This is a genomic window from Arenimonas fontis, assembly GCF_008386465.1.
GTDB classification, from domain to species: domain Bacteria; phylum Pseudomonadota; class Gammaproteobacteria; order Xanthomonadales; family Xanthomonadaceae; genus Arenimonas; species Arenimonas fontis.
The window spans coordinates 19,458-43,341 of the sequence record NZ_VUOD01000006.1 but is presented as its reverse complement, the minus strand read 5'-3'; the positions used below and the strand labels follow the sequence as shown (position 1 = coordinate 43,341).

Below are 23,884 nucleotides of genomic sequence, written 5' to 3'. Positions count from 1 at the left end.
GGACGAGTCAGTAGCCGATCGGAATCAGCCGGGTGCCGTCCACCCGGACCCGGGCACCGACGCGAACGCCATTGCCCAGGCTGTTGCGGTTGATGACCAGCAGACGGCCGTCGTCCATCCGCACGTGGATGTCGAAGCTTTCCTCGTTGGCCTTGTTCTCGATGGCGTTGCCGATCGCGGCGCCGGCGACCGCACCGGCGACGGTGGCGGTGTTTTCCTTGCCCTTGCTGCCGTGTTTGGGGATTTCGCGGGCCGCCACGGCGCCGATCACGCCGCCGAGAATGGCGCCGGTACGGGTATTGTCGCGGGCGCCGTACACGGTGACGATGCGTTCGACCTGGCCGCAGTCGTAGCAGCGCCGCGGCTCGTAATGGCCGGGATCCCGGCCATAGCCATAGCCACCGTGACCGCGGTCCCGGGGGGTGCTGCTGGCGCAGGCGGCCAGCATGGCGGCGATACCGGCGGCGATCAGGAACTTGTATTGCATGACGGGCCTCCTCGATGCCTGGTTCCGGTGCCGACGCTATGCGGCTGCCCCTGAACGGGCACCGACCGGCCCCCGGGCGCGGTTCAGCCGGCGCGGCCGGCTAGAATCCGCGCTCATGAACGCATCCCGATTCGCCGGCCTGGACCGGCTCTATGGCCGGGGCAGCGCAAGGCGGCTGGGCGAACGCCAGGTCTGCGTGGTCGGCCTCGGTGGCGTCGGCTCCTGGGCGGTCGAAGCGCTGGCCCGTAGCGGCGTCGGCCGGCTGGTGCTGGTGGACGCGGACGAGGTCTGCGTCAGCAACACCAACCGGCAGCTGCACGCGCTGGACGGACAGTACGGCCGGGCCAAGGCGGAGGTGCTGGCCGAGCGTTGCCGGGCCATCAACCCGGCGGTCGAAGTGCGGGCGGATCAGCGCTTTCTGGTGTCCGCCAACCTCGAGGAGATCCTGGGCGCGGGTCATGACCTGGTGCTGGACGCCTGCGACAGCTTCCGCAGCAAGATCGAGATGATCGCCTGGTGCCGGCGGCGCAAGCTGCCGATCGTGGTCTCGGGCTCGGCTGGCGGCCGGCTCGATCCGACCCAGGTGCGGGTGCGCGATCTTTCCCGCACCGAACATGACGCCCTGCTGGCCCTGGTACGCAAGCGCCTGCGCGCCGACTACGGCTTTCCCCGCAATCCGGACCGTTATTTCGGCGTGCCGGCGGTGTATTCGCTGGAGAACGTGCGTTACCCGCAGGCCGACGGCAGCGTCTGCGGCACCCGCCCGAGACTCGCTCCGGATGCCGCCCTCAAGCTGGACTGCGGCGCCGGCCTGGGCGCGGCCACGCACCTGACCGGAGCCTTCGGTTTCGCCATGGCCGGCAAGGCCCTGGAGCTGCTGTTGAAGCGGCGGGCCTGAGATGATGCTCAGCCGAACAGGCGTTCGGCGTTGGCCCAGGTGGCCTCGGCAACGGCCTCCTCGGACACCCCTCGCAACTGCGCGACCACCCGCAGCACCTCCGGCAGGAAGCCGGGTTCGTTGCGACGGCCGCGATGGGTAGCGCCCGGCTGGTCGGGCGCATCGGTCTCCAGCAGCAGGTGCTCCAGCGGCATCCTTGCCACGGTGCGCCGCAGGCGCTGTGCCCGCTCGAAGGTGACCGGCCCGCCGATGCCCAGGCAGAAGCCCAGACCGAACAGCTGGCGGGCCTGCTCCTCGCTGCCGGACCAGCTATGCACCACGCCGCGCAGGCCGCCGACCCGGCGCAGGCCGGCAATCACCTCGTCCACCGCCCGGCGGGCGTGCAGCACGACCGGCAGGTCGAATTCCCGGGCCAGTTCCAGCTGACGCCGGAAGTACTCGCGCTGGGCCCGCGGGTCCAGTCCCTCCACGAAAAAATCCAGGCCACATTCGCCGACCGCGGCCGGCCGTTCCGCTGCCAGCCAGGCAGCCAGGTCCTGGAGGTACTCAGGCCGGTGTTCACCCAGGTTCATCGGGTGCAGGCCGTAGGCCGGGCGCAGCCCGGGCTCGGCAGCACACAGGGCCTTGAGCTTCGGCCAGCCCGGTCTGGCGACGGCCGGCACCAGCTGCCGGGCGACGCCGGCGGCGCGGGCGCGGGTCAGCACCGCCTCCCGGTCGGCGTCGAACTCCGGCGCATCCAGATGGCAGTGGCTGTCATAGAGCCGGATCATTCCCGCCGCGCCTGGCCTTCGATGACCCGGTCCTGATCGGAGGGAGGCGCCGTGGGCGGATCGGACCTCTTCCAGCTGGCCAGCACCAGGGTGGCCAGGGCGGTCACGATCTCATCCAGGAACGGGATGGGATCGAAGGGCCAGAGCCAGCTCACCAGCATCAAGGCCAGGGTGATCTTGAACAGGGTGGGGAAGCGCAGCCGGCTGGCGAATCCGACCAGCGGGCCAGTCAGGGGATGGGGCATGTCGGGCCTCCTGGGTATGCCGGCAAACTAGCATGACGCGACTGAAAGCTCGCTTGAGCTGGCATTCAGGTGGGCTGTCACAGGCTGCTGCCCGTCGGCGGTTCCCCCGCCGCCGCGAGGAGGAACAGACCATGAACAAGACCGTATTGGGAGTGCTGGCCGGCATGCTGGTGGGCGGTGGCGCGATCGCTGCGTACCAGGCCTTTTCGACGCCGTACGCCGAGGTCGTGTCGGCCGTGCCGATCACCGAACGCGAGCCCATCTATGGCGAGGTCATCAGCAGCACCGCGGTCACCGAAATGCGGACCGGCAAACGCGAGGTCTGCGAGGAGGTGGCAGTGGAGAAGCGCAAGCCCGAGCGCTTCGGCGACAAGGACGGCATGGTGGTGGGTGCCGTGGTCGGTGGCCTGCTGGGCAACCAGGTGGGCGGCGGCAGCGGCAAGAAGCTGGCCACCGTCGCCGGCGCCGTCGGCGGCGCCTATGCCGGCCGCGAGATCGATCGCCGGCACGAGGGCGGTCAGAAGTACACCGAGATGGAGACGGTCTGCCAGACCGTTACCGAGCCGCGCGAGGAAGTGATCGGTTACGACGTGCAGTACCGCGGCGAAGACGGCACCGTGGCTACCACCCGGGTGGACCGCAAGCCCGGCGCGCGGATCCAGCTGGGCGAGCGCGACCGGATCGTCGGTTATGACGTGACCTGGCGTTACGAGGGCCAGACCGGCAGCCTGCGCATGGACCGGGATCCTGGCGATCGGCTGCCGATCAAGGACGGCGTGATCCAGGTCGCCGGCCAGGCGGCGCCTCCGCAGGGCTGATCTTGGCCCCGTCGCCCTGATCCCGTTTCGTGCATCCCGGAAAGGGCCGGCACCACGCCGGCCCTTTCCGTTCGCCCGTCGCCGACCGGGGCGGCGCCCCCGGTTCGCCGCCTGGTCGGGAATGCCTGCCCATGGCAGGAACGGCTGGCGGGTCCCGGATTTCCGCGGGCTGCCCCGGGAGGGTCCGGCGGGCTAGAATGCCGGGCTTTCCCGCCCGCAACGACCCGACCGCCATGGCCCTGAACCCGACCGACCTGTACGACATCCGCTCCCTGCTCTCCGAGGAGGAGCGCATGATCCAGGACAGCGTCGCCCGCTTCACCGACGAGAAGGTCCTGCCGATCATCGGCGACTGCTTCGACCAGGGCCGGTTCCCGAAGGAACTGATCCCGGAAATCGCCGCCATGGGCCTGCTGGGCTCCTCGCTGCCGGAGCAGTACGGTTGTGCCGGCCTCAACGCGGTCAGCTACGGCCTGATCTGCCAGGAGCTGGAACGCGGCGACAGCGGCATCCGCAGCTTCGTCTCGGTGCAGAGTTCGCTGTGCATGTACCCGATCTACGCCTACGGCAGCGAGGAGCAGCGCCTGCGCTGGCTGCCTGCCATGGCCCGCGGCGAGGTCATCGGCTGTTTCGGCCTGACCGAGCCGCACGGCGGCTCCGACCCGGCCAACATGAAGACAGTGGCCAGGAAGGACGGCGACGACTGGTTGATCAGCGGCGCCAAGATGTGGATCACCAACGGCAACCTGGCCGACATCGCCATCGTCTGGGCGCAGACCGGGGACGGCATCCAGGGTTTCATCGTCGAGAAGGGCATGAAGGGCTTCGAGGCCCATGAGGTTCACCGCAAGATGAGCCTGCGCGCCTCGGTCACCAGCGCCCTGTACCTGGACAACGTGCGCGTGCCCGAGGCCAACCGCCTGCCGAACGTGAAGGGCCTGAAGGGCCCGCTGGGCTGCCTGACCCAGGCCCGCTACGGCATCACCTGGGGCCCGATCGGCGCCGCCATCGCCTGTTACACGTCGGCGCTGGAGTACTCGAAGGAGCGGGTGCTGTTCAACCGGCCGATCGCCGCCACCCAGGCCGTGCAGCTGAAGCTGGCCGACATGGCCCGCCGCATCACCCTGGCGCAGCTTCTCAGCCTGCAGTTGGGCCGCCTCAAGGATGCGGGCAGCATGCAGCCGGCCCAGGTGTCCCTGGCCAAGTGGAACAACGTGCGCGTGGCCCTGGACATCGCCCGCGAGGCCCGCGACATCCTCGGCGGCGCCGGCATCACCACCGAACACCCGCCGATCCGTCACGCGCTGAACCTGGAGTCGGTGATCACCTACGAGGGCACCGAGACCGTGCACCAGCTGGTGATCGGCCGCGAAGTCACCGGCATCAACGCGTTCTGAGCCGGCCGGCCCGGCGACGGGCGGACATCGAGGAGCAAGCCACATGCAGGGTCCGGTGATAGAAACGGCGCGCCTGCTGCTGCGTCCGACCGCGCTCGAGGACTTCGAGTCCTGGGCGGCGCTGCAGGCCGACGAGGAGGCCACCCGCTACATCGGCGGCAGCCAGCCGCGGGCGGCCGCCTGGCGCAGCTTCCTGACCATGGCCGGCGCTTGGAGCCTGCAGGGCTTCGGCATGTTTTCGGTGATCGAACGGGAAAGCGGGCGCTGGATCGGCCGCGTTGGTCCCTGGTACCCGGCCGAGTGGCCGGGGACGGAGATCGGCTGGAGCCTGTCCCGCGAGAGTTGGGGCCGCGGTTACGCCACCGAAGCTGCCGCCGCCACGATGGACTTCGCCGTGGACGTGCTTGGCTGGACCGACATCATCCACTCGATAGACCCGCGCAATGCCGGCTCCCAGGCCGTCGCCCGGCGCCTGGGCTCGGTCCTGCGCGGGCCGCAGAAGCTGCCGGCTCCTTACGAGAACGAACCCTCCGAAGTCTGGGGGCAGACGGCAGCGCAGTGGCGCACTCGCCGCGGCACCGCCTGAGCCCACCTTTCCGACTCTCCACGCCGAATCGCCATGTCCTCCGCCCCCATTCCTGCCCGCCAACGTGACGTCAATCGCGCCAAGGTCTGCGACGAGAACTTCATCGAGTTCGTCCGCGGCTGGGCCGGCAGCCCGCGGCCGCGGCCGGCGCCGCACGAGCCGGTACTGCCCGGCAGCGCCTGCACCGCCGGCGATTTCCTCGAGCTGTTCGAGTCGCAGCTGATCAGCCGCCACCTGGACCTGATGGCGCGCGTGCTGCGGGTGCAGAACAAGGTCTTCTACACCATCGGTTCCTCCGGCCATGAGGGCAACGCCATGGTGGCGCGCCTGAGCCGGCACACCGATCCCGCCTTCCTGCACTACCGCTCCGGCGGCTTCATGGCCGAGCGCTTCCGCAAGTTGCCCGGCATGGACCCGGTGATGGATTCGGCGCTGAGCTTCGCCGCAAGCAAGGAAGACCCCGCCTCCGGCGGCCGGCACAAGGTCTGGGGCAGCAAGCCGCTGTGGGTGCTGCCGCAGACCTCGACCATCGCCTCGCACCTGCCCAAGGCCCTGGGCACGGCCATCGCCATCGAGCAGGCCGGGCGCATCGGCCACACCCTGCCGGTGCCGGACGACAGCATCGTCATCTGCAGCTTCGGTGATGCCTCGGCCAACCATGCCACGGCCCAGACCGCCTTCAACTGTGCCCAGTGGACCGCCTACCAGCGGCTGCCGGCGCCGGTGCTGTTCGTCTGCGAGGACAACGGCATCGGCATCTCGGTGAAGACGCCGGCCGGCTGGATCGCCGAGTCCTTCCGCCAGCGTCCGGGCCTGGATTACTTCTTCGCCGACGGCCTGGACCTGGCCGGCGGCTATGCCGACGTACGTGCCGCGGTCGAGCACTGCCGGCGCAGCCGGCGACCGACCTTCCTGCACCTGCGCACCACCCGGATCATGGGCCATGCCGGCACCGACTTCGAGATCGAGTGGCGCAGCATCCAGGAGCTGATGGCGGTGGAGGCCACCGATCCGCTGTTGCGCTCCGCCGCCATCGCCCTGGAATCGGGCCTGATGACGCCGGACGAGCTGCTGGAGCGCTATGAGGCCATGCGCAAGCGCTGCTTTGCCGCCGCCGAGGAGGCCGACCGCCGTCCGCGCCTGGAGACGCTGGAAGAGGTGATGGCGCCGCTGGCGCCGTACACGCCGGACAAGGTGGCCGAGCAGGCGCGCCGCGCCGACTTCCGCGAGCGCCGCCTCGAGGTGTTCGGTAGCGAGGCGAAACTGCCGGAGAACCAGCCGCCACGTCACCTGGCGGTGCAGATCAACAATGCCCTGCACGACCTGTTCTGCCAGTACCCGGAAGCGCTGCTGTTCGGCGAGGACGTCGCCCAGAAGGGCGGCGTCTACACGGTGACCAAGGGCCTGCATCGCGCCTTCAAGGGTGCACGGGTGTTCAACACCCTGCTGGACGAAACCATGATCCTCGGCCTGGCCCAGGGCTATGCCAACATGGGCATGCTGCCCATGCCGGAGATCCAGTACCTGGCTTACTTCCACAACGCTTGCGACCAGATCCGCGGCGAGGCCTGCAGCCTGCAGTTCTTCAGCAACGGCCAGTACCGCAACCCGATGCTGATGCGCATTGCCTCGCTGGGTTACCAGCGCGGCTTCGGCGGCCATTTCCACAACGACAACTCGGTGACGGCGTTGCGCGACATTCCCGGCCTGGTGGTCGGCTGCCCCAGCCGCGGCGACGACGCCGTGACCATGCTGCGCACCCTGATGGCCCTGGCCAGGGTGGACGGCCGGGTCTGCGCCTTCCTGGAACCGATCGCCCTGTACATGACCAAGGACCTTTACGAGCCGGGCGATGGCGGCTGGCTGACGTCTTACCCGCCGCCGGGCGAGGCCATGGTGCTGGGCGAGGAGCGGGTGTATGAGCCGGAAGCCACCGACCTGGTGATCTTCACCTTTGGCAACGGCGTGCCGATGAGTCTGCGTGCCGCCCGCGAGATCGAAAGGCTGCACCGCTGGAAGGCGAGGGTGGTGGACTTGCGCTGGCTACAGCCACTGAATGCCGAGGCCATCGCCCGCCATGCCGGCGAATGCGCCCGCATTCTGGTGGTGGACGAAGGCCGGCGCTCGGCCGGTGTGGGCGAGGGCATCGTCACTGCCGTGGTCGAGGCCGGGCACGGCGGCAAGCCCCTGCGCCGGGTGGCCGGCGCCGACACCTACACGCCTCTGGCGGGGGCCGCCTTCCTGGTCATCCCCTCGGAGGCGGATATCGTCGCCATGGCCGCGCAGCTGGCCTGAGCCCGTTTTTTTAGGGGAATGACGCCGCCGCCCGGGCGACCTAGACTTCCGGCATGAGCAGTTCCCGGCCCCAGACCATCCTGTTCGCCGACGTCAGCGGCAGCACCCGCCTGTTCGAGCGCAAGGGCGACATCGAGGCACGGCGGCTGATCGCCATGGTGCTGGATGCGATGTCCGGGATCTGCGCCCGGCACGGCGGCCGGGTGGTCAAGACCATCGGCGACGAGATCATGTGCACCTTCCCCGGGGCGCTCAACGGTGTGCTGGCGGCCTGCGACATGCAGCGCCGGGTCGGCCGTGATCCGGAGTTCGTGCGCGAGAGCCTGGCCGTGCGCATCGGCCTGCACCACGGCGATGCCCTGGAAGAGGACGGCGACGTCTTCGGCGACGCGGTCAACACCGCTGCCCGCATGGCGGCCCTGGCCAAGCGCGAGCAGGTGGTGACCACCGCGGCGACCTACCAGTCACTGTCGGGCAAGGTGCCGGAGGCGCGCAGCCTGGGCCGGGCCCGGGTCAGCGGCAAACTGCTGCCGATCGAAATCGTGGACCTGGTCTGGCAGGAGGACACCTCCGGAATGACCCTGGTGCAGAGCTCGGTACTGCGGCAGGCAGCCACAGAGGAGGCGGTCGCGAATCGCTTGCGTCTGCGTCATCGCGGCAACGAGGTCGTGCTCGATGCGGACTCCCCGGTTTTCATGATGGGCCGGGAAGCGGGCAACCATCTGGTGGTGGAGGCGGAATGGGTGAGCCGGACCCATGCCCAGGTCGAGTTCAAGCGCGGCCACTTCGTCATCGCCGATCGTTCGACCAACGGCACCTATGTGCGGATCGGCGAGGACGAGGAGCTGAAGCTGCACCGCGACGAACTGCACCTGCGCAAGTCGGGCACCATCAGCCTGGGGCGCGCCGGCGTGCCGGACGCCCCCGACCTCATCCACTACGAGGCGGAGTGAGGCCTCAGTCCTCGGTCGTGGCGCGGATGCCCTCGAGGGCATCCATGTCCACTTCCGGCTTCTGCCCGGTTTCCGGCGCGGGTTCGGCCGGCCGGACCGGCGCCGGCTTGTAGCCGTAGACGGCGCGCAGCAACCGCTCGCTGCCGGCGTATTCGGCGGCATCGGCCTGGACGAACTGGGTGGCGCCAAGTTCCACCAGCACTTCGTATTGGGACGGGTCCTCGTGCAGGCGCAGCATCGCCTGGGTGACGGCTTCGCGCACGTCCTGCGGTACGTTCCCGGCAGCACTGAGCGCGCGGCCGGTGAACTCGCGTGAATCCGACAGGCTCACCAGGTTCGGGTAGAGCTGGGCAATGTAGTTGGGCACCATCGCACCTTCGCTCTCGCCGGCGAAGATCATGTCCACGCCGTCTTTCCAGTTGCTGGCTTCGGAGAGGATCTCCGGCTGGGCCATGGGATTGCGGTACAGCTCGATCAGCGCCAGGTAGCCGAGGCTGGGCGAGGGCATGCTCACCACCCGGTAGCCGATCAGGCCGGACAGGCCACCCTCGGCCGTGTCTGCCGTGGTCAGCAGCGAATAGCGGGTCGGGTCGGAAACGCGCACCAGCGGCGTGAAGCCGAGCCGGGTGATGCGGTAGTCGGTGAAATGGGCCTCCTCGAAGGCGAAGTCGGTGGGGACGCCGTTGCGCAGGTCGCGCCAGTAGACGTGATAGTTGGTCGCCGTCTTCAGCCTGAAGGTATGGCCGGTGCTGGCCGACAGGTAGTCCAGCAAGGGCTGGTAGACCTGTTCGGCCTGGTAGGGGGGGTAGTTGGGCTCCACCGTCAGGGTGTACTCGGCGGCGGTGGCGCCGGTGGACGCAAGCGCGAGCAGCATGGCCGACAGGCCGGTGATTCGCTTCATGTTTGGACTCCTCCCTTGCCGCGCGGTATAGCAGGTCCGGCCCCCAGACGCCAATCGGAAGCCCGCTTCATCGGGGCCGGCGCAGGCCGTCGAGCAAGGGAAGGCGTTGCAGCTGGCGGCCTTCCAGGCTCGGCGCCGGACTCTCCAGGGCTGTGACGGCAAGCGCCTGGCTGCCATCGGCGAGAGCGCAGACCACGGCGCCGGCAGGTTCCAGAGCCCGGCCCGCCGCCAGGCCCTCGCCGGCCAGCCGGACCAGGCCGCGCTTGGCCTGCCCGAGGTAATGGGTACGGGCGACGATCTCCTGGCCCGGATAGCAGCCCTTGCGCAGGCTGTAGGCGCCCAGGCGCTCCAGGGACAGCATCTGCGGTGTCCATGCTTCTTCCCGTCGCGGATCCAGACGGGGAAAGCCCAGGGCCAGGTCGGCGGCCAGCCATGCGCCCTCCGCCCCGGTATCGGGCGCGGCCAGCGCCGGGTGTGCGGCCGGCAACACCAGCAGGCACCTCGGCAGATCCGGAGCACCCATGTCCAGGGCGATGCCGCTTCCGGGTTCACCGACGATCAGGTCGGGAACCTCGCCAGGTTCGGCAGGTCCGACAGCGGCAACGAGGTCCGGCCGTGGCCGCAGTAGGACCCGGCTGCGGAAGACGTAGCGCTGCAGGGCGGCGGCCAGGGACTCGGCCGGATGGTCCGGCAGTACCAGCCAGAGCCGGTCCTCGCCCAGTCGCAGCAAGGCAAACAAGGCGATCACCCGGCCCTTCGGCGTCAGCCAGGCGCTCCAGTGCCAATGCTCGGGCTCGAGGGCCGAAACGTCGTTGCTGAACTGCGCCTGCGCGAACGCCGCCGCCTGCGGCCCCTCCAGCTCCAGCAGCGAGAAGCCCGGCAGGATGGGGCAGCTGTTGTCCGGCAAGGGTTCCTTGAACGGCATCGGCGACGGGACGTAACATTGCGGCATGGCGACGCAGCCGCGAATGATAGGCGAATCCGGGGATCGTGCCGAACCCTTCCCCGACGCCCCGGCCCCTGCGGACAGCCCGCCGCCCGCGGAGATCGGTGGCCGGGACGGCCCGGAACCGACCCGCTACGGCGACTGGGAGAAAAACGGTCGCTGCATAGATTTCTGACGGACCGGCGGCACAGGTCCCTTACTTCACGAGTCCTTGAACAGAGCGCAGCCCATGGCCACGCCGAAGCGACCCCTGTCTCCCTTCATGATCGGGCCGTATTACCGGCCGCAGATCACCTCGATGATGTCCATTGCCCACCGCGGTACCGGCGTGCTGGTCGCCCTGGGCGCCTTCGGCCTGGCCTGGTGGCTGCTGGCCGCGTCGCTGGGCGGCGAGGCCTACGCGGCCTTCCTGACCTGCGCCGCGTCGCCACTGGGCAAGGGCCTGCTGTTCCTCGTCTCGGCGGCCCTGATCTACCACTTCCTCAACGGCCTCCGGCACCTGCTCTGGGACGCCGGCTGGGGCTTCGAGCTCCCCAGGGTCTATGCCAGCGGCTACGTCGTGCTCGCCCTGACCGTACTGCTGACCGCCGGCCTGTGGTGGCTGGCCCTGGGAGGTGCGGCATGAGCGATCTGCGCAACCCTCTGGCCCGGGCCAAGGGACTGGGCTCGGCCAAGGACGGCGTCAACCACTGGTGGTCGCAACGCCTCAGCGCCATCGCCCTGGCCCTGCTGGCGCCCTGGTTCGCGCTGTTCGCCGCCAGCCTGGCCGGCGCCGACGCCGAAACGGTACGTGCGGCCATCGCCCGGCCCTGGAGCGCCAGCCTGCTGGCCGCTTTCGTGCTGGCCCTGTTCTGGCACGCGCGCCTGGGCCTGCAGGTGGTGGTCGAGGACTACGTCCACGGCTGGAAGGAGCTCGTCCTGCAGTTGCTGATCCGGTTCGCCTGCGCGCTTGGCGCCATCGTCTCCCTGCTGGCCATCGGCCGCATCGCTTTCACCGCCTGAGGCCGCCATGTCCGACGCCTACAAGATCCAGGAACACAAGTACGACGTGGTGGTGGTCGGCGCCGGCGGCGCCGGCCTGCGTGCCACCTTCGGCCTGGCCCAGAAGGGCCTGCGCACCGCCTGCCTGAGCAAGGTCTTTCCGACCCGTTCCCATACCGTGGCCGCCCAGGGTGGCATTTCCGCGGCCTTGGGCAACATGGGCGAGGACGACTGGCGCTTTCACTTCTACGACACCATCAAGGGCTCGGACTGGCTGGGCGACCAGGACGCCATCGAGTACATGTGCCGCGAGGCGATCCCGGCCATCATCGAGCTGGAGCACTATGGCGTACCGTTCTCCCGCACCGAGGACGGCCGCATCTACCAGCGCCCCTTCGGCGGCATGACCACGCACTACGGCAAGGGCACCGCCCAGCGCACCTGCGCCGCCGCCGACCGCACCGGTCACGCCATCCTGCACACCCTGTACCAGCAGTCGCTGGCGCATTCGGCTGAGTTCTTCATCGAGTTTTTCGCCCTCGACCTGATCATGGACGAGGAGGGCGCCTGCCGCGGCGTGCTGGCCCTGGAGATGGCCACCGGCCAGCTGCACCTGTTCCGCGCCCACGGCGTGGTGCTGGCCACCGGCGGCTACGGTCGCGCCTACTTCAGCGCCACCTCGGCCCATACCTGCACCGGCGACGGCGGCGGCATGGCACTGCGTGCCGGCCTGCCGTTGCAGGACATGGAATTCGTGCAGTTCCACCCGACCGGCATCTACGGCGCCGGCTGCCTGATCACCGAGGGCGTGCGCGGCGAAGGCGGCATCCTGCGCAATGCCAATGGCGAGCGCTTCATGGAACGCTACGCGCCCAACGCCAAGGATCTGGCCAGCCGCGACGTGGTCTCGCGCTCGATGACCATCGAGATCCGCGAGGGCCGCGGCGTCGGACCGAAGAAGGACCACATCCACCTGGATCTGACCCATCTCAACCCGGCCGACATCCACGAGAAGCTTCCCGGCATCGCCGAGACAGCGAAAATCTTCGCCGGCGTGGACGTCACCAAGCAGCCGATCCCGGTCATCCCGACCGTGCACTACAACATGGGCGGCCTTCAGACCAACTACCACGGCGAGGTTGTCACCCTGAAGGACGGCAATCCCGACCACGTGGTCCCGGGCCTGTATGCCATCGGCGAGGCCGCCTGCGTGTCGGTGCACGGCGCCAATCGCCTGGGTTCGAACTCGCTGCTGGACCTGGTGGTGTTCGGCCGCGCGGTCGCCAACCGTTGCGCCGAGACGATCAGGCCCGGTGCGCCGCACAAGGCGCTGCCGGCTTCGGCCTGCGACCGCTCGCTGGCCAATCTGGACCGGCTGCGCCATGCCGACGGCGGCACCCCGACTGCCATGATCCGCGACGACATGCAGCGCACCATGCAGAACAATGCAGCCGTGTTCCGCACCGGCGAAACCCTGCAGGAAGGCGTGCAGAAGATCCGCGCGGTGTTCGAGTCCTTCCAGGACGTGCGGGTCAGCGATCGCTCCCTGGTCTGGAACTCCGACCTGATCGAGACCCTGGAACTGCAGAACCTGCTTGGCCAGGCCGTGGCCACCATGGTGTCGGCCGAAAATCGCAAGGAATCGCGCGGCGCCCACGCCCGGGAAGACTATCCGGAGCGCGACGACGTCAACTGGCACAAGCACACGCTGTGCTGGGTAGACGAGAAGGGCAACACACGCATCGACTACCGCCCCGTGCACATGTACACGCTGACCAAGGACGTGGATGTGGTGCCGCCCAAGCCGCGCACCTACTGATCCGCCCCCAGGACGAAAACCATGGCCGAGCTCACCCTCCCCAAGAATTCCAAGGTCCAGAAGGGCAGGCATTTCCCTGCGAAAGGCGCGAAAAACGTCCGCGTCTTCAAGGTCTACCGCTGGAATCCCGACGAACCGTCCAATCCGCGCACCGACACCTACGAGGTGGATATGGACAGCTGCGGCCCGATGGTTCTGGATGCGCTTATCAAGATCAAGAACGAGATCGACCCCACCCTGACCTTCCGCCGCTCCTGTCGCGAGGGCATCTGCGGCAGCTGCGCGATGAACATCGACGGCACCAACACCCTGGCCTGCACCAAGGCCATCGAGGACTGCCGCGGCAAGGAGGTGCCGATCTATCCGCTGCCGCACATGCCGGTAGTCAAGGACCTGGTGCCGGACCTGACGCACTTCTACGCCCAGTACGCTTCCATCCGCCCCTGGCTGCGCACCCAGAGCGCGCCGCCGGCGCGCGAACGCCTGCAGTCCAAGGAGGACCGCGCCAGGCTCGACGGTCTGTACGAGTGCATCCTGTGCGCCTGCTGTTCGACCAGCTGTCCCAGCTATTGGTGGAACGGCGAGCGTTACCTCGGCCCGGCGATCCTGCTGCAGGCCTACCGCTGGATCGTGGACAGCCGCGACGAGGATACCGGCGCCCGTCTCGACGAGCTGGAGGATCCGTTCAAGCTCTACCGCTGCCACACCATCATGAACTGCACCCGCACCTGTCCGAAGGGCCTGAATCCGGCCAGGGCGATAGGCGAGATCAAGAAGCTGATGTTGCAGCGTCGCGGCGCCTGAGGATCACGTCATGGCCGATACCTCCATGTTGTGGCCGGCCTTCGCCATGGCCGGGCTGACCCTGGCGGTCTGGCTGCGGATGTACGTCGAACGCATCGGCCAGATGAAACGCCTGCGGGTGCATCCGCAGAAGGTGGCCAGTCAGCGCGACATGCTGGCGCAGCTGCCGGACACCCGGGCCGCCGACAACTTCCGCAACCTGTTCGAACTGCCGGTGCTGTTCTACCTGGCCCTGGTGGTCGCCACGCTCACCGGCCAGACCGGTCCGGTATCGCTGACACTGGCCTGGGCCTTCGTGGCCTTGCGGGCGCTGCACAGCCTGATCCACTGCAGCTACAACCGGGTGATGCATCGTTTCGCCGCCTATGCCGCCGGCGGTGCGGTCCTCTGGCTGCTCTGGGGCTGGCTGGCCTGGGGTCTGCTGAAGTGAGCGAAGACGCCGGCGTCAGGCGCCTGCGCTGGCGCTGCCGGCGCGGCATGCGCGAACTCGACCAGTTGCTGCTGCGATATCTCGACGCCGCCTGGCCGGCGGCGGACGAAACCGAACGGGCGCTTTTCCTCAGGCTGCTGGACCACGAGGACGATAGGCTCTGGCGCTGGTTCATGGGCCGGGAGCCGGCACCCGACAAGGAGCTCGATGTACTCGTCCGCCGCATCCTCGATCTTCCGCTGTGACTGGCATCCGTCCCGGATCTGGCAGACGGCCCTGCTGGCGCTGACGCTGTTGGCGGCGCTGGCGCCCTGGCGCAGTGCGCTGCCCTGGCCGGGTGCCGCCGCGGTCAGCGTTGCCGTCTCCGCCCTGGGCGCGCGGCTCTGGCGGCAGGAGCGGCGGAAGCCGGCCTGCGAACTGCTGTTCGACGGCGGCCGCTGGTGGCTGGTTCCGGCCCGGGGCCGGATCGTGCCGCTGGCCCGCGCCGTCTGGCACCTCCGCGGGCCTTTCGCCTGGTTGCGCGCGGAAGACTGCCTGGGCCGGCGCTGGTTCCTGGCCTGGATGCCGGACAACCTGCCGGCCCCGGCCCGACGTGAACTCAGGCTGGCCGTGTCGGCTGCCGCCGCTCCCGGGCCGCTGCCGCTCGTGGCACCCTAGGCGCCCATGTTCCAGCCCCTGTCCGTCGCCATCGGCCTGCGCTACCTTCGCGCCAAGCGCCGCAACGGCTTCATCTCCTTTCTGTCCCTGGCATCCATCCTGGGCATCATCCTCGGCGTCGTGGCCCTGATCACCACCATCGCGGTGATGAGCGGCTTCCAGCAGGAACTGCGCGAACGCATCCTCGGCATGGTCGCGCACGCCACCGTCTCCGGCGTGGACGGGCCCCTGCAGGATTGGCCTCGCGCCGTCGAGCTGGCCGATGAGGATCCGCGGGTGCTCGGCGCGGCGCCCTACGTCGAGACCGAAGCCCTGATCCAGGGCCGCCGGCGCCAGGGCGCGCTGCTGCGCGGGGTGGATCCGGCGCTGGAGCCGCGGGTGTCGCAACTGGCGGACAAGATGCGGCAGGGGCGGCTGGAAGACCTGCGGCCGGGCGAATACCGCATCCTGCTCGGCGTCGAGTTGGCCATGGTGCTGGGCGTGCAGGTCGGCGATCAGGTCAACGTGTTCATCTCCCAGGCTACGGTGACGCCGCTGGGCGCGATGCCGCGGGCCCGGCGCTTCACGGTGGCCGGCATCTTCGAGGCGGGCGCCCAGGAATATGACCTCGGCCTGGCGGTGATCCACCTCCAGGATGCCCAGGCCCTGACCAGGATGGGCGAGGGCGTCTCGGGCGTCCGCCTGCGCCTCGACGACCTCTGGGACGCATGGAATGTCGCCCGCGACCTGGCCGACCGGCTCGACGACGGCTTCTATCGGGTGCGCGACTGGAGCCGCGACCACGCCAACTTCTTCCGCGCGCTGAAGATGGAGAAGACGGTGATGTTCATCCTGCTGTCGCTGGTGATCCTGATCGCCGCCTTCAATCTGGTGTCCTCGCTGGTGATGCTGGTGCAGGACAAGCAGTCCGACATCGCCATCCTGCGTACCCTGGGCATGTCGCCCGGCGCGGTGATGCGGGTGTTCGTTGTCCAGGGGCTGGTGGTGGGCGTGGCCGGCATCGCGGTCGGCGTGGCCGCCGGCGTGGCCCTGGCCAGCAACCTCTCGCACGTGGTCGCCTTCGTCGAGGACCTGTTCGACACCGAACTCATGCCTTCGGACGTGTACTACATCAGCGGCGTGCCTTCGGTGGTGAACGTCTCCGATGTGCTGATGGTGGCGGCGGTGGCCTTCGTGATGTGCCTGCTGGCCACCCTGTACCCGGCCTGGCGCGCTTCCCGCACCGATCCGGCCACGGCCCTTCGCTATGAATGAGTCCGCCATGCCCGCCGTGATCCGCTGCCATGCGCTGGGCAAGACCTACGAGGAAGGCAACTTGCGCACGCCGGTGTTCCATGACCTCTCCCTCGAGGTGAAGGCGGGGGAAACGGTGGCCATCGTCGGCGCCTCGGGCGTTGGCAAGTCCACGCTCCTGCATCTGCTCGGCGGCCTGGACCACCCCAGCGCGGGCGAGGTGGAAGTGGCCGGCCAGCCGATGTCGGCGCTGTCGCCGAGGGCCCGCGGCGAGCTGCGCAACCGCGCCTTGGGCTTCATCTACCAGTTCCATCACCTGCTGCCGGAGTTCACCGCGCTGGAGAACGTCATGATGCCGCTGCTGGTGCGTGGCGAACCGGTAGCGAAGGCGCGCGAGCCGGCGCAGCGGCTGCTGGAGCGGGTCGGATTGGGCCATCGCCTGGCGCACAAGCCGGGTGAACTTTCCGGCGGCGAACGCCAACGCGCCGCCGTCGCCCGCGCCCTGGTGGCTCGCCCTGCTTGCGTGCTGGGCGACGAGCCCACCGGCAACCTGGACGAGAAAACCGCCGCCGGCGTGCTCGAACTGTTGCTTGAACTGAACCGGGAACAGGGCACGGCCCTGGTCCTGGTCACCCATGATCGCCGTCTGGCGCGGCGACTGGACCGGACCCTGGAACTGACCCAGGGAAAACTGCAGCCCCTGACCGGGGACTGAGTGTCCGCCGCGCCGGCGGCCTCCCCGCCAGCGTTCGGGCCGGCCTGTGCGCTGGCCATGCTGGCTGGCGTGCTGCTCGTCCAGCGCGCACCGTCCTTGCCGCCGGCATGGCTGGCGGTGCCGGTCCTCGTCACGGCCGTGGCGATCTGGTTCCGCGCTGGCGTTTGGCGTCCGTTCGGCGCCTTGCTGGCGGGCCTGGCCCTGGCCAGCCTGCATGGCGCGTATGCGTTGTCCCTGCAGTGGCCGGCGGAGCGGGGGGCGGGCAGCGGCTGGGTGCAGGGGCGGGTAGTGGGGCTGCCCGACCGCAGCCCGGACGCTTGGCGCTTCGCCTTCCGGGTGGAGGCCGGCGAGGGCCAGGCGGCCGCGCTGGCGGGCCGCCTGTTGCGGGTGTCCTGGTTTGCCGATCACGATCCCGGACAGCGCTTGCCGGAGGTCGAGGCCGGAAGCCGCTGGCGCCTCAACCTGCGCTGGCGGGCGCCGACGGGGTTGGCGAACCCCGGTGGCTTCGACCTGGAGCGCCGGGCGGTCGAACAGCGCATTGCCGCCCTGGCCCAGGTTCAGGGTGCGTCGGCCCAGGCCATCCTGCAGGAGCAGGGACGGGGACTGGACGCCTGGCGCGAACGGCAGGCGCGGCACATCGCCCAGGCGACCGGCATGCCGTCCGAACGCTTCGTCCGTGCCCTGGCCTTGGGCGATACCCGCGCTCTCGATGATCGCGATTGGGAGATCCTGCGCGTCACCGGGCTGACTCACCTGATTGCCATTTCCGGTTTCCACGTCGGGTTGGCGGCCGGCTTCGGGGCACTGCTGGCACGGTTGGCCTGGTGGCTGGCGCCTGGGTTGGGCCGGCACTGGCCGCGGCCGCTGGCCAGCGCGGCGGCGGCGCTGGCGGTTGCGGCCGCCTACACGGCTCTGGCCGGCTGCGCGCTGCCGACGGTGCGTACCCTGCTGATGATCGCGGTGCTGGCCCTGGCGCGCTTGTCGCGCCGTGGCAGCGGCCCGGCCACCGGTTTGTCCCTGGCCTTGTTGGCGATCCTGCTGGCCGATCCGCTGGCGGTACTGGCGCCGGGATTCTGGCTGAGCTTCGCTGGCGTGGCCTGGTTGCTGTGGTGCCTTCCGGGCAGGGAAGGCAGGCATCCGCTGCGCGGCCTGGTGTGGGCCCAGGTCGTCGCCACCGCCGGATTGTCACCGCTGACAGTCTGGTTCTTCCGTCAGGCTTCGCTGGCAGGCCCGCTGGCCAACCTGGCCGGCATTCCCTGGATCAGTCTGGTGGTGGTGCCGGCGGCCTTGTCGGGCTTGTTGCTGGCGCCACTGCACGAGGGTGCCGCCGGGTGGGCGTGGCGGGTGGCGGCGGCGGCCATGGAACTGCTGTGGCAGCTGCTGGAGCGGGTCGCACAATGGCCAGCCGCCTTCGTCTGGCTGCCGGAGCCGGACCTGGCCGGCCTGGCCCTGGCCCTGGCCGGCGCCTTCTGGCTGACCCTGCCCAGGGGCGTGCCGGGAAAGCCGCTGGCCCTGCTGCTGTGGCTGCCGATGCTTTGGCCGCGGCAGGACCTGCCGGCAGCCGGCGAGGTCGACATCGTCCAGTTCGACGTCGGCCAGGGTTTGGCTGTGCTGGTGCGCACGCAGCGGCATGCCTTGCTGTACGACGCCGGTCCGGCGCCGTCGCGTGGCCTGGATACCGGCGAAGCGGTGGTGTTGCCGGCCCTGCGCGCCATGGGCATGAGGCGCCTGGACATGCTGGTGCTGAGCCATGGCGACAACGACCATGCCGGCGGTGCCGCTGCGGTGCGGCGCGGCCTGCCGGTGGCGCGGGTGCTGGCCCCGCGGGGCTGGGCCCACGGCGGCATGGCGCCCTGTCTGGCCGGCGAGCGCTGGCACTGGGACGGCGTCGACTTCGACTGGCTGCATCCACCCCTGCATCTGCCCTACCTGCGCAACGACAGCAGCTGCGTCCTGCGGATACGGGCGTCGGGCCGGCAGGCGCTGTTGCCGGGCGATATCGGCCGGCAGGTGGAGGCCAGGCTGGCGCGTCATGCCGATATCGGCAGCGATCTGCTGCTGGTACCGCATCACGGCAGCGACAGCTCGTCCAGCCTGGACTTCCTGGCAGCGGTGCGGCCCAGGCTGGCCCTGCTGTCGGCCGGCCGTGACAACCGCTTCGGCTTCCCGAAACCGGTGGTCCTGGGACGCTACGCGCGTTACGGCGTGGGACTGCTCGACAGCGCCGGGCACGGCAGTCTTCGCATCCGGCTCGGTCCGGCCGGCGTCGAGGTGCGGGAGCGGTTCCGTCTGGACCGGCCGCGCTACTGGCGTCATGCCGGCGGCGGGTATGCTATCGGCGGTCCCCCCGAACCCGACAGGTGACGAGTGCTGGAACTGATCAAAGCCGGCGGCTGGGTGATGCTGCCGATCATCGTGCTGGCCGTGCTGGCCCTGGCGATCATCCTGGAACGCTTCTGGAGCCTGCGCCGGCGCGAGGTGCTGCCGCCCGGTCTGGGAGAAGAGGTCCGGGAGTGGGCAAAGGGCCGCCAGCTCGATCCCAGGCACATCGAGGTCCTGCGCCGGAATTCGCCCCTGGGGGAACTGCTGGCAGCCGGCCTGGACGTGCGCGAACGCCCGCGCGAGCTGATCAAGGAGCGCATCGAAGACGTCGGCCGGCACGTGGCGCACCGGTTGGAACGGTTCCTCAACACCCTGGGCACCATCGCTGCGGTCACGCCGCTGCTGGGCCTGCTCGGCACCGTGTTCGGCATGATCGAGATGTTCCTCGACATCCTGGTGTCCGGCGTCGGTGACGCCAACCAACTCGCCGGCGGCATCGGCCAGGCCCTGATCTCCACCGCCGCCGGCCTGTGCGTGGCCATACCGGCCTTGATGTTCCATCGCCATCTGCGGGGGCGGGTCACCGCCTACATCATCGAGATGGAGCAGCAGGCCATGGCCCTGCTCGATGCTCTCGACCCCGGCGTGACGCCGACGCCGGCGCGAGCGGCCGGTCGTGCCGGCAGCAGGCGGAGCGGCACGGCATGAGGCTGAGCTCGGGCAAGTTGCCGGACGAGCCGGAGATCAATCTGGTCTCGCTGATCGACGTGGTGTTCTGCCTGATCGTCTTCCTGGTGGTCACCACCACCTTCGACCATCGGGCGGCGCTCAACCTGGTGTTGCCGACCGCGCAGCAGCCGGCGCCGGTCGAGGAAGTGGCGCCGCTGGTGCTGGTGGTGGATGCCGAGGGGCGCTATTTCCTGGACCAGGACGAAGTGCTCAGGCGCGACACCGCTTCCCTGAAGGAGGCCATCGCCCGGGTAGCCGGCGCCGATCGCCAGCGGCCGGTGGTGATACGCGGCGATGCGCGGGCGCCGGTGCAGGCGCTGGTCACTGCCATGGACGCGCTTGGCCAGCTTGGCTTCACCCGCATCCGCATCGCCACCGCGCCCGAGGCAAGGCCTTGAGCGTGGAGACCTCGTCCTGGAGGATCTACCGGCGCCTGCTTGGCCGGGCCGGGCGCTACTGGCCGCTGCTGGCCGCCGCCGCCGTCGGCATGGTGTTCGAGGCCGCGGCCGCCGGCGCCTTCACCGCGCTGATGGAACCGATGGTCAACGAGACATTCGTGGCCCGGAACCCCGACGTCCGCTGGACGCTGCCGCTGGCCATCGTCGGCCTGTTCCTGCTGCGCGGCATCGCCACCTTCTGCACCGACTACGGCATGGCGCGGGCCGGGCGCAGCGTGGTGCGCGATCTGCGCCACGACATCCTGGCCAAGTATCTGCGCCTGCCCAGCTCGCGTTTCGACCTCGAGCCGGTTCCGTCCATGGTCTCGCGCCTGAACTACGACACCGAGCAGGTCACACAGGCCTCGAGCGAGGCCATCAAGACCATCCTCACCGACAGTCTGACCATCCTCGTGCTGCTGGGCGTCATGCTGTACCAGAGCCCGCGGGTGACCCTGGTGATGCTGGTGCTGGCGCCGCTCATCGCCCTGATCTCCTCGAGCGTGGGCCGGCGCTATCGGCGCATCAACCGCGGCATCCAGGACGGCGTGGCCAGCATGGCGCAGGTGGCCGAACAGGCGCTGTCGGCCCACCAGGAAGTGAAGATATACGGCGCCCAGGCGTCGGAACTGGCCCGCTATGACGAGCTGATAGACCGCAACCTGCGCCTGGGCACCAAGGTCGAGGCGACCCGGGCCGCTGCCTCATCGGTGGTGCAACTGCTGGCAGCGGTGGCGCTGGCGGTGATCCTGCTGGTGGCGGGGCTGGAGGCGGCCAAGGGGCGGATGAGCGCCGGCAGCTTCGTGGCCATGCTGACGGCGATGATGGCGATGCTGCCCTCGCTCAAGCGCATCACCAACGTTCAGGCGCTGATCCAGCGCGGCGTGGCGGCGGCGGACCGCCTGTTCGCCATCCTGGACTCGCCGGACGAGCCCGATGGCGGCACCGTCACCGTCGGACGCGTGCGCGGCGAGATCGAATTCCGCGGAGTCGGCCTGCGTTACGCCGGCAGCGAGCAGGCCGCCCTGCAGGGCATCAGCTTCCGGGCCGAGCCGGGCACCGTCACCGCCATCGTCGGCCGCTCCGGCAGCGGCAAGTCCACCCTGATCCGGCTGTTGCCGCGTTTCTACGAGGCCAGCGAAGGCCAGGTGCTGGTGGATGGCCGGCCGGTGCAGGACTACCGCCTGGCCGACCTGCGCCGGCAGATCGCCCTGGTCGGTCAGCGGGTGATGCTGTTCGACGACAGTGTCGCCGCCAACATTGCCTACGGCATGCCCGACCGGGCGGATCCCGAACGCATCCGGGCCGCGGCCGAGGCCGCCAATGCCCTGGAGTTCATCGAACGCCTGCCGGGTGGCATGCAGGCGCGCATCGGCGAAAACGGCGGTCTGCTTTCCGGCGGTCAGCGCCAGCGCCTGGCGATCGCCCGCGCCATCCTCAAGGACGCGCCGATCCTGATCCTGGACGAGGCGACGGCAGCCCTGGACACCGAGTCGGAGCGGCTGGTGCAGGCTGCCCTGGACCGTCTGATTCCCGATCGCACGACCCTGGTGATCGCCCACCGCCTGTCCACGGTCGAGCACGCCGACCAGGTGCTGGTGCTGGACGGCGGCCGGCTGGTCGAGCAGGGCCGGCACGCCGAACTGCTGGCCCGCGGCGGCCTGTACGCGCACCTGCACCGCATGCAGTTCAGGGAGGCGGAAGGCTCGTGAGGGCGCGGCTGGAAGCCTGGCTACTGCGGCGCTGGTACGGCGGCGTGGCGCCCGGCCCGGTGCTGCGCCTGCTGTCCCGGCTGTACGACCGGCTTTCCTCCCGACGTCGCCAGCGTGCCGCCGCCGCCGCGGCCTCGCCCGGCGTGCCGGTGCTGGTGGTCGGTAACCTGGTGGCCGGCGGCGCCGGCAAGACGCCGCTGGCCATCGCCCTGGGCCGCGAACTTGCCCGCCGCGGATGGTCAGCGGGCATCGTCAGCCGCGGCCATGGCCGCCGGGGCAATGGGCCGTTGCGGGTGGAAGCCGGCATGTCGCCGGCCCTGTGCGGTGACGAACCGCTGCTGATCGCCGAGCGTACCGGCCTGCCGGTCTTCGTCGATCGCGACCGCCTGGCCGCGGCCCGCGCCGCCGTCGCCGCCGGTTGCGACCTGGTGATCGCCGACGACGGCCTGCAGCACCTGCGCCTGGCCCGCGACATCGAGATCGAAGTGGTGGACGGCGAACGCCGCTACGGCAATGGCCTGCTGCTGCCGGCCGGACCGCTGCGCGAGCCGGCCGGGCGCCGGGTGGATTTCCGCGTCGTCAACGGCGGCACGGCGGGCGAGGGCGAGGTTCCGATGCGCCTGCAGCCGGGTGCCGCCCGCGCCCTCGACGGCAGCAGCGAGCGTCCGCTGTCGGCCTTCGCCGGCCAGCGCGTGCATGCCGTCGCCGGCATCGGCCATCCGCAGCGCTTTTTCGCGGCCCTGCGCGGCGCCGGCCTGGAACCGCTCGAACATCCCTTCCCGGACCACCACGTCTTCCATCCGGAAGAACTGCGCTTCGATCCGCCGCTGCCGCTGCTGATGACCGAGAAGGACGCGGTCAAGTGCCGCGGCCTCGGCCTGGACGACGCCTGGGCCGTTCCTGTGGAAGCGAAGCTGCCAGAAGCCTTTTACGATGCCGTGGCCGCCCGCCTGGCATCCACGGATTCCCGATATGGCCGCACCTGATTTCATCGTCGCCATTCCTGCCCGTTACGGCGCCAGCCGATTGCCCGGCAAGCCGCTGCGCCTGGTCGGCGGCCAGCCGCTGGTGTTGCGCGTGGTCGAACGTGCCCTGCAGGCCGGCGCCCGCGAGGTGGTGGTGGCCACGGACGACGCCCGCGTCGCCGAGGCCCTGGCCGGGCAGGCGGTGCGCGTCTGCATGACCAAACCCGATCACCTCTCCGGCACCGACCGCCTGGCCGAGGTCACCGACCAGCTGGGCTGGAGCGAGGACACCGCGGTGGTGAACCTGCAGGGCGACGAACCCTTCGCCCCACCAGAGGGCATCCGCGCCGTCGCCGACTTGCTGGTGAAGTCCGGCGCCGACATGGCCACCCTCGCCACGCCGGTCACCGACAGCGCAAGCCTGTTCGATCCGAACACGGTGAAGGTGGTGCGCGACGCGTCCGGCATGGCCCTGTACTTCAGCCGCGCACCCATCCCCTGGCAGCGCGATCGCTTCGCCCGGGACCGGCTGTCGCCGCCCGGGCCGGACACCCTGCGGCACATCGGCATCTACGCCTACCGCGCCGGCTTCCTGCGCTGCTTTGCCGCCATGCCGCCTGGCCGGCTTGAGCAAATGGAGGCGCTGGAGCAGTTGCGGGTGCTGGAAGCCGGCCACCGCATCGCCGTGGCCCTGACGCCGGTGCCGTTCCCGCCCGGCGTGGACACCGAGGAAGACCTGGCCAGGGCCAATGCCTTCATCTCGGACACCGATCAACAATAGCGT

General features: G+C 69.8%; 25 protein-coding genes and 2 pseudogenes. 22 read left to right on the top strand and 5 right to left on the bottom strand.

Features of this window, described 5'->3' with window-relative positions:
* Positions 1 to 7: 7 nt before the first annotated feature.
* Positions 8 to 487 carry a glycine zipper 2TM domain-containing protein gene (locus tag F0415_RS09000; RefSeq protein ID WP_149860884.1) on the bottom strand — a complete coding sequence of 160 codons (480 nt, stop codon included), beginning with the start codon at positions 485 to 487 and terminating at the stop codon, positions 8 to 10.
* 115 nt (positions 488 to 602) lie between these two features.
* On the opposite strand from F0415_RS09000, the gene F0415_RS08995 reads away from it, so the two are divergent.
* Positions 603 to 1,385 (top strand): tRNA threonylcarbamoyladenosine dehydratase, encoded by a 783-nt coding sequence (locus tag F0415_RS08995; protein ID WP_149860883.1) that lies wholly within the window; start codon positions 603 to 605, stop codon positions 1,383 to 1,385.
* A gap of 8 nt (positions 1,386 to 1,393) precedes the next feature.
* On the opposite strand, the gene F0415_RS08990 is transcribed toward F0415_RS08995, so the two are convergent.
* On the bottom strand, positions 1,394 to 2,155 hold the full coding sequence (locus F0415_RS08990; RefSeq protein ID WP_149860882.1) for a TatD family hydrolase: 762 nt from the start codon (positions 2,153 to 2,155) through the stop codon (positions 1,394 to 1,396).
* Positions 2,152 to 2,400: a DUF6116 family protein gene (locus F0415_RS08985; RefSeq protein WP_149860881.1), complete on the bottom strand. Its 249-nt coding sequence runs from the start codon at positions 2,398 to 2,400 to the stop codon at positions 2,152 to 2,154. The genes F0415_RS08990 and F0415_RS08985 overlap by 4 nt, the downstream gene beginning before the upstream one ends.
* Before the next feature lie 131 nt (positions 2,401 to 2,531).
* Here F0415_RS08985 and F0415_RS08980 point away from each other — a divergent pair, with 131 nt between their 5' ends.
* The 5 genes from F0415_RS08980 to F0415_RS08960 all read left to right on the top strand — a co-directional run bounded on the left by F0415_RS08980 (position 2,532) and on the right by F0415_RS08960 (position 8,449).
* The gene (locus F0415_RS08980) at positions 2,532 to 3,218 is read left to right on the top strand and encodes a glycine zipper 2TM domain-containing protein (RefSeq protein WP_149860880.1); all 687 of its coding nucleotides are present in this window, start codon (positions 2,532 to 2,534) and stop codon (positions 3,216 to 3,218) included.
* 233 nt (positions 3,219 to 3,451) lie between these two features.
* Complete coding sequence (locus F0415_RS08975) at positions 3,452 to 4,615, top strand: acyl-CoA dehydrogenase family protein (RefSeq protein WP_149860989.1); 1,164 nt, start codon at positions 3,452 to 3,454, stop codon at positions 4,613 to 4,615.
* A gap of 43 nt (positions 4,616 to 4,658) precedes the next feature.
* Positions 4,659 to 5,201 carry a GNAT family N-acetyltransferase gene (locus F0415_RS08970; RefSeq protein ID WP_149860879.1) on the top strand — a complete coding sequence of 181 codons (543 nt, stop codon included), beginning with the start codon at positions 4,659 to 4,661 and terminating at the stop codon, positions 5,199 to 5,201.
* Between the two features lie 33 nt (positions 5,202 to 5,234).
* Entirely contained in the window at positions 5,235 to 7,496 is a 2,262-nt protein-coding gene (locus tag F0415_RS08965) for a thiamine pyrophosphate-dependent enzyme (protein WP_149860878.1), read from the top strand.
* Positions 7,497 to 7,549: 53 nt separating this feature from the next.
* Positions 7,550 to 8,449: an adenylate/guanylate cyclase domain-containing protein gene (locus F0415_RS08960; RefSeq protein ID WP_149860877.1), complete on the top strand. Its 900-nt coding sequence runs from the start codon at positions 7,550 to 7,552 to the stop codon at positions 8,447 to 8,449.
* Between the two features lie 4 nt (positions 8,450 to 8,453).
* On the opposite strand, the gene F0415_RS08955 is transcribed toward F0415_RS08960, so the two are convergent.
* Both F0415_RS08955 and ygfZ read right to left on the bottom strand, forming a co-directional pair.
* Positions 8,454 to 9,350, bottom strand: a complete 897-nt coding sequence (locus F0415_RS08955; protein ID WP_188310346.1) for a phosphate/phosphite/phosphonate ABC transporter substrate-binding protein — start codon at positions 9,348 to 9,350, stop codon at positions 8,454 to 8,456.
* A gap of 67 nt (positions 9,351 to 9,417) precedes the next feature.
* Complete coding sequence (gene ygfZ, locus F0415_RS08950; protein WP_149860875.1) at positions 9,418 to 10,275, bottom strand: CAF17-like 4Fe-4S cluster assembly/insertion protein YgfZ; 858 nt, start codon at positions 10,273 to 10,275, stop codon at positions 9,418 to 9,420.
* A gap of 106 nt (positions 10,276 to 10,381) precedes the next feature.
* Between ygfZ and F0415_RS12820 the strand changes: the two are divergent.
* From F0415_RS12820 to kdsB, 16 genes and pseudogenes are all read left to right on the top strand, one after another.
* Positions 10,382 to 10,471, top strand: a pseudogene (locus F0415_RS12820) (DUF1674 domain-containing protein); the annotation flags it as partial.
* A 54-nt stretch (positions 10,472 to 10,525) separates the two neighbouring features.
* Complete coding sequence (gene sdhC, locus F0415_RS08940; RefSeq protein WP_149860874.1) at positions 10,526 to 10,921, top strand: succinate dehydrogenase, cytochrome b556 subunit; 396 nt, start codon at positions 10,526 to 10,528, stop codon at positions 10,919 to 10,921.
* On the top strand, positions 10,918 to 11,298 hold the full coding sequence (sdhD, locus tag F0415_RS08935) for a succinate dehydrogenase, hydrophobic membrane anchor protein (protein WP_149860873.1): 381 nt from the start codon (positions 10,918 to 10,920) through the stop codon (positions 11,296 to 11,298). The genes sdhC and sdhD overlap by 4 nt, the downstream gene beginning before the upstream one ends.
* Positions 11,299 to 11,305: 7 nt before the next feature.
* Positions 11,306 to 13,096: a succinate dehydrogenase flavoprotein subunit gene (sdhA, locus tag F0415_RS08930; RefSeq protein WP_149860872.1), complete on the top strand. Its 1,791-nt coding sequence runs from the start codon at positions 11,306 to 11,308 to the stop codon at positions 13,094 to 13,096.
* 21 nt (positions 13,097 to 13,117) lie between these two features.
* A complete protein-coding gene (locus F0415_RS08925; protein ID WP_149860871.1) occupies positions 13,118 to 13,900 on the top strand; it encodes a succinate dehydrogenase iron-sulfur subunit in 783 nt (260 codons plus the stop codon).
* A gap of 10 nt (positions 13,901 to 13,910) precedes the next feature.
* Complete coding sequence (locus F0415_RS08920; protein ID WP_149860870.1) at positions 13,911 to 14,330, top strand: MAPEG family protein; 420 nt, start codon at positions 13,911 to 13,913, stop codon at positions 14,328 to 14,330.
* Positions 14,327 to 14,575: an FAD assembly factor SdhE gene (locus F0415_RS08915; RefSeq protein WP_149860869.1), complete on the top strand. Its 249-nt coding sequence runs from the start codon at positions 14,327 to 14,329 to the stop codon at positions 14,573 to 14,575. The genes F0415_RS08920 and F0415_RS08915 overlap by 4 nt, the downstream gene beginning before the upstream one ends.
* Positions 14,538 to 14,987, top strand: coding sequence for a hypothetical protein (locus tag F0415_RS08910; RefSeq protein WP_246149925.1), 450 nt, complete (start codon positions 14,538 to 14,540; stop codon positions 14,985 to 14,987). Before F0415_RS08915 ends, F0415_RS08910 begins: the two co-directional genes overlap by 38 nt.
* Before the next feature lie 6 nt (positions 14,988 to 14,993).
* Positions 14,994 to 16,241, top strand: coding sequence for a lipoprotein-releasing ABC transporter permease subunit (locus F0415_RS08905; RefSeq protein ID WP_149860868.1), 1,248 nt, complete (start codon positions 14,994 to 14,996; stop codon positions 16,239 to 16,241).
* Between the two features lie 7 nt (positions 16,242 to 16,248).
* Positions 16,249 to 16,935 (top strand): lipoprotein-releasing ABC transporter ATP-binding protein LolD, encoded by a 687-nt coding sequence (lolD, locus tag F0415_RS08900; RefSeq protein WP_483964258.1) that lies wholly within the window; start codon positions 16,249 to 16,251, stop codon positions 16,933 to 16,935.
* A gap of 57 nt (positions 16,936 to 16,992) precedes the next feature.
* Positions 16,993 to 19,409 (top strand): annotated as a pseudogene (locus F0415_RS08895) (DNA internalization-related competence protein ComEC/Rec2); the annotation flags it as partial.
* Entirely contained in the window at positions 19,303 to 19,965 is a 663-nt protein-coding gene (locus tag F0415_RS08890; protein ID WP_149860865.1) for a MotA/TolQ/ExbB proton channel family protein, read from the top strand. The pseudogene F0415_RS08895 and the gene F0415_RS08890, both read left to right, overlap by 107 nt.
* Entirely contained in the window at positions 19,962 to 20,384 is a 423-nt protein-coding gene (locus tag F0415_RS08885; RefSeq protein ID WP_149860864.1) for an ExbD/TolR family protein, read from the top strand. The genes F0415_RS08890 and F0415_RS08885 overlap by 4 nt, the downstream gene beginning before the upstream one ends.
* Positions 20,381 to 22,135, top strand: a complete 1,755-nt coding sequence (gene msbA / locus F0415_RS08880; protein WP_149860863.1) for a lipid A export permease/ATP-binding protein MsbA — start codon at positions 20,381 to 20,383, stop codon at positions 22,133 to 22,135. The genes F0415_RS08885 and msbA overlap by 4 nt, the downstream gene beginning before the upstream one ends.
* Before the next feature lie 8 nt (positions 22,136 to 22,143).
* On the top strand, positions 22,144 to 23,121 hold the full coding sequence (gene lpxK / locus F0415_RS08875; RefSeq protein ID WP_149860986.1) for a tetraacyldisaccharide 4'-kinase: 978 nt from the start codon (positions 22,144 to 22,146) through the stop codon (positions 23,119 to 23,121).
* Positions 23,108 to 23,881, top strand: coding sequence for a 3-deoxy-manno-octulosonate cytidylyltransferase (gene kdsB / locus F0415_RS08870; RefSeq protein WP_149860862.1), 774 nt, complete (start codon positions 23,108 to 23,110; stop codon positions 23,879 to 23,881). Before lpxK ends, kdsB begins: the two co-directional genes overlap by 14 nt.
* Positions 23,882 to 23,884: the final 3 nt, after the last annotated feature.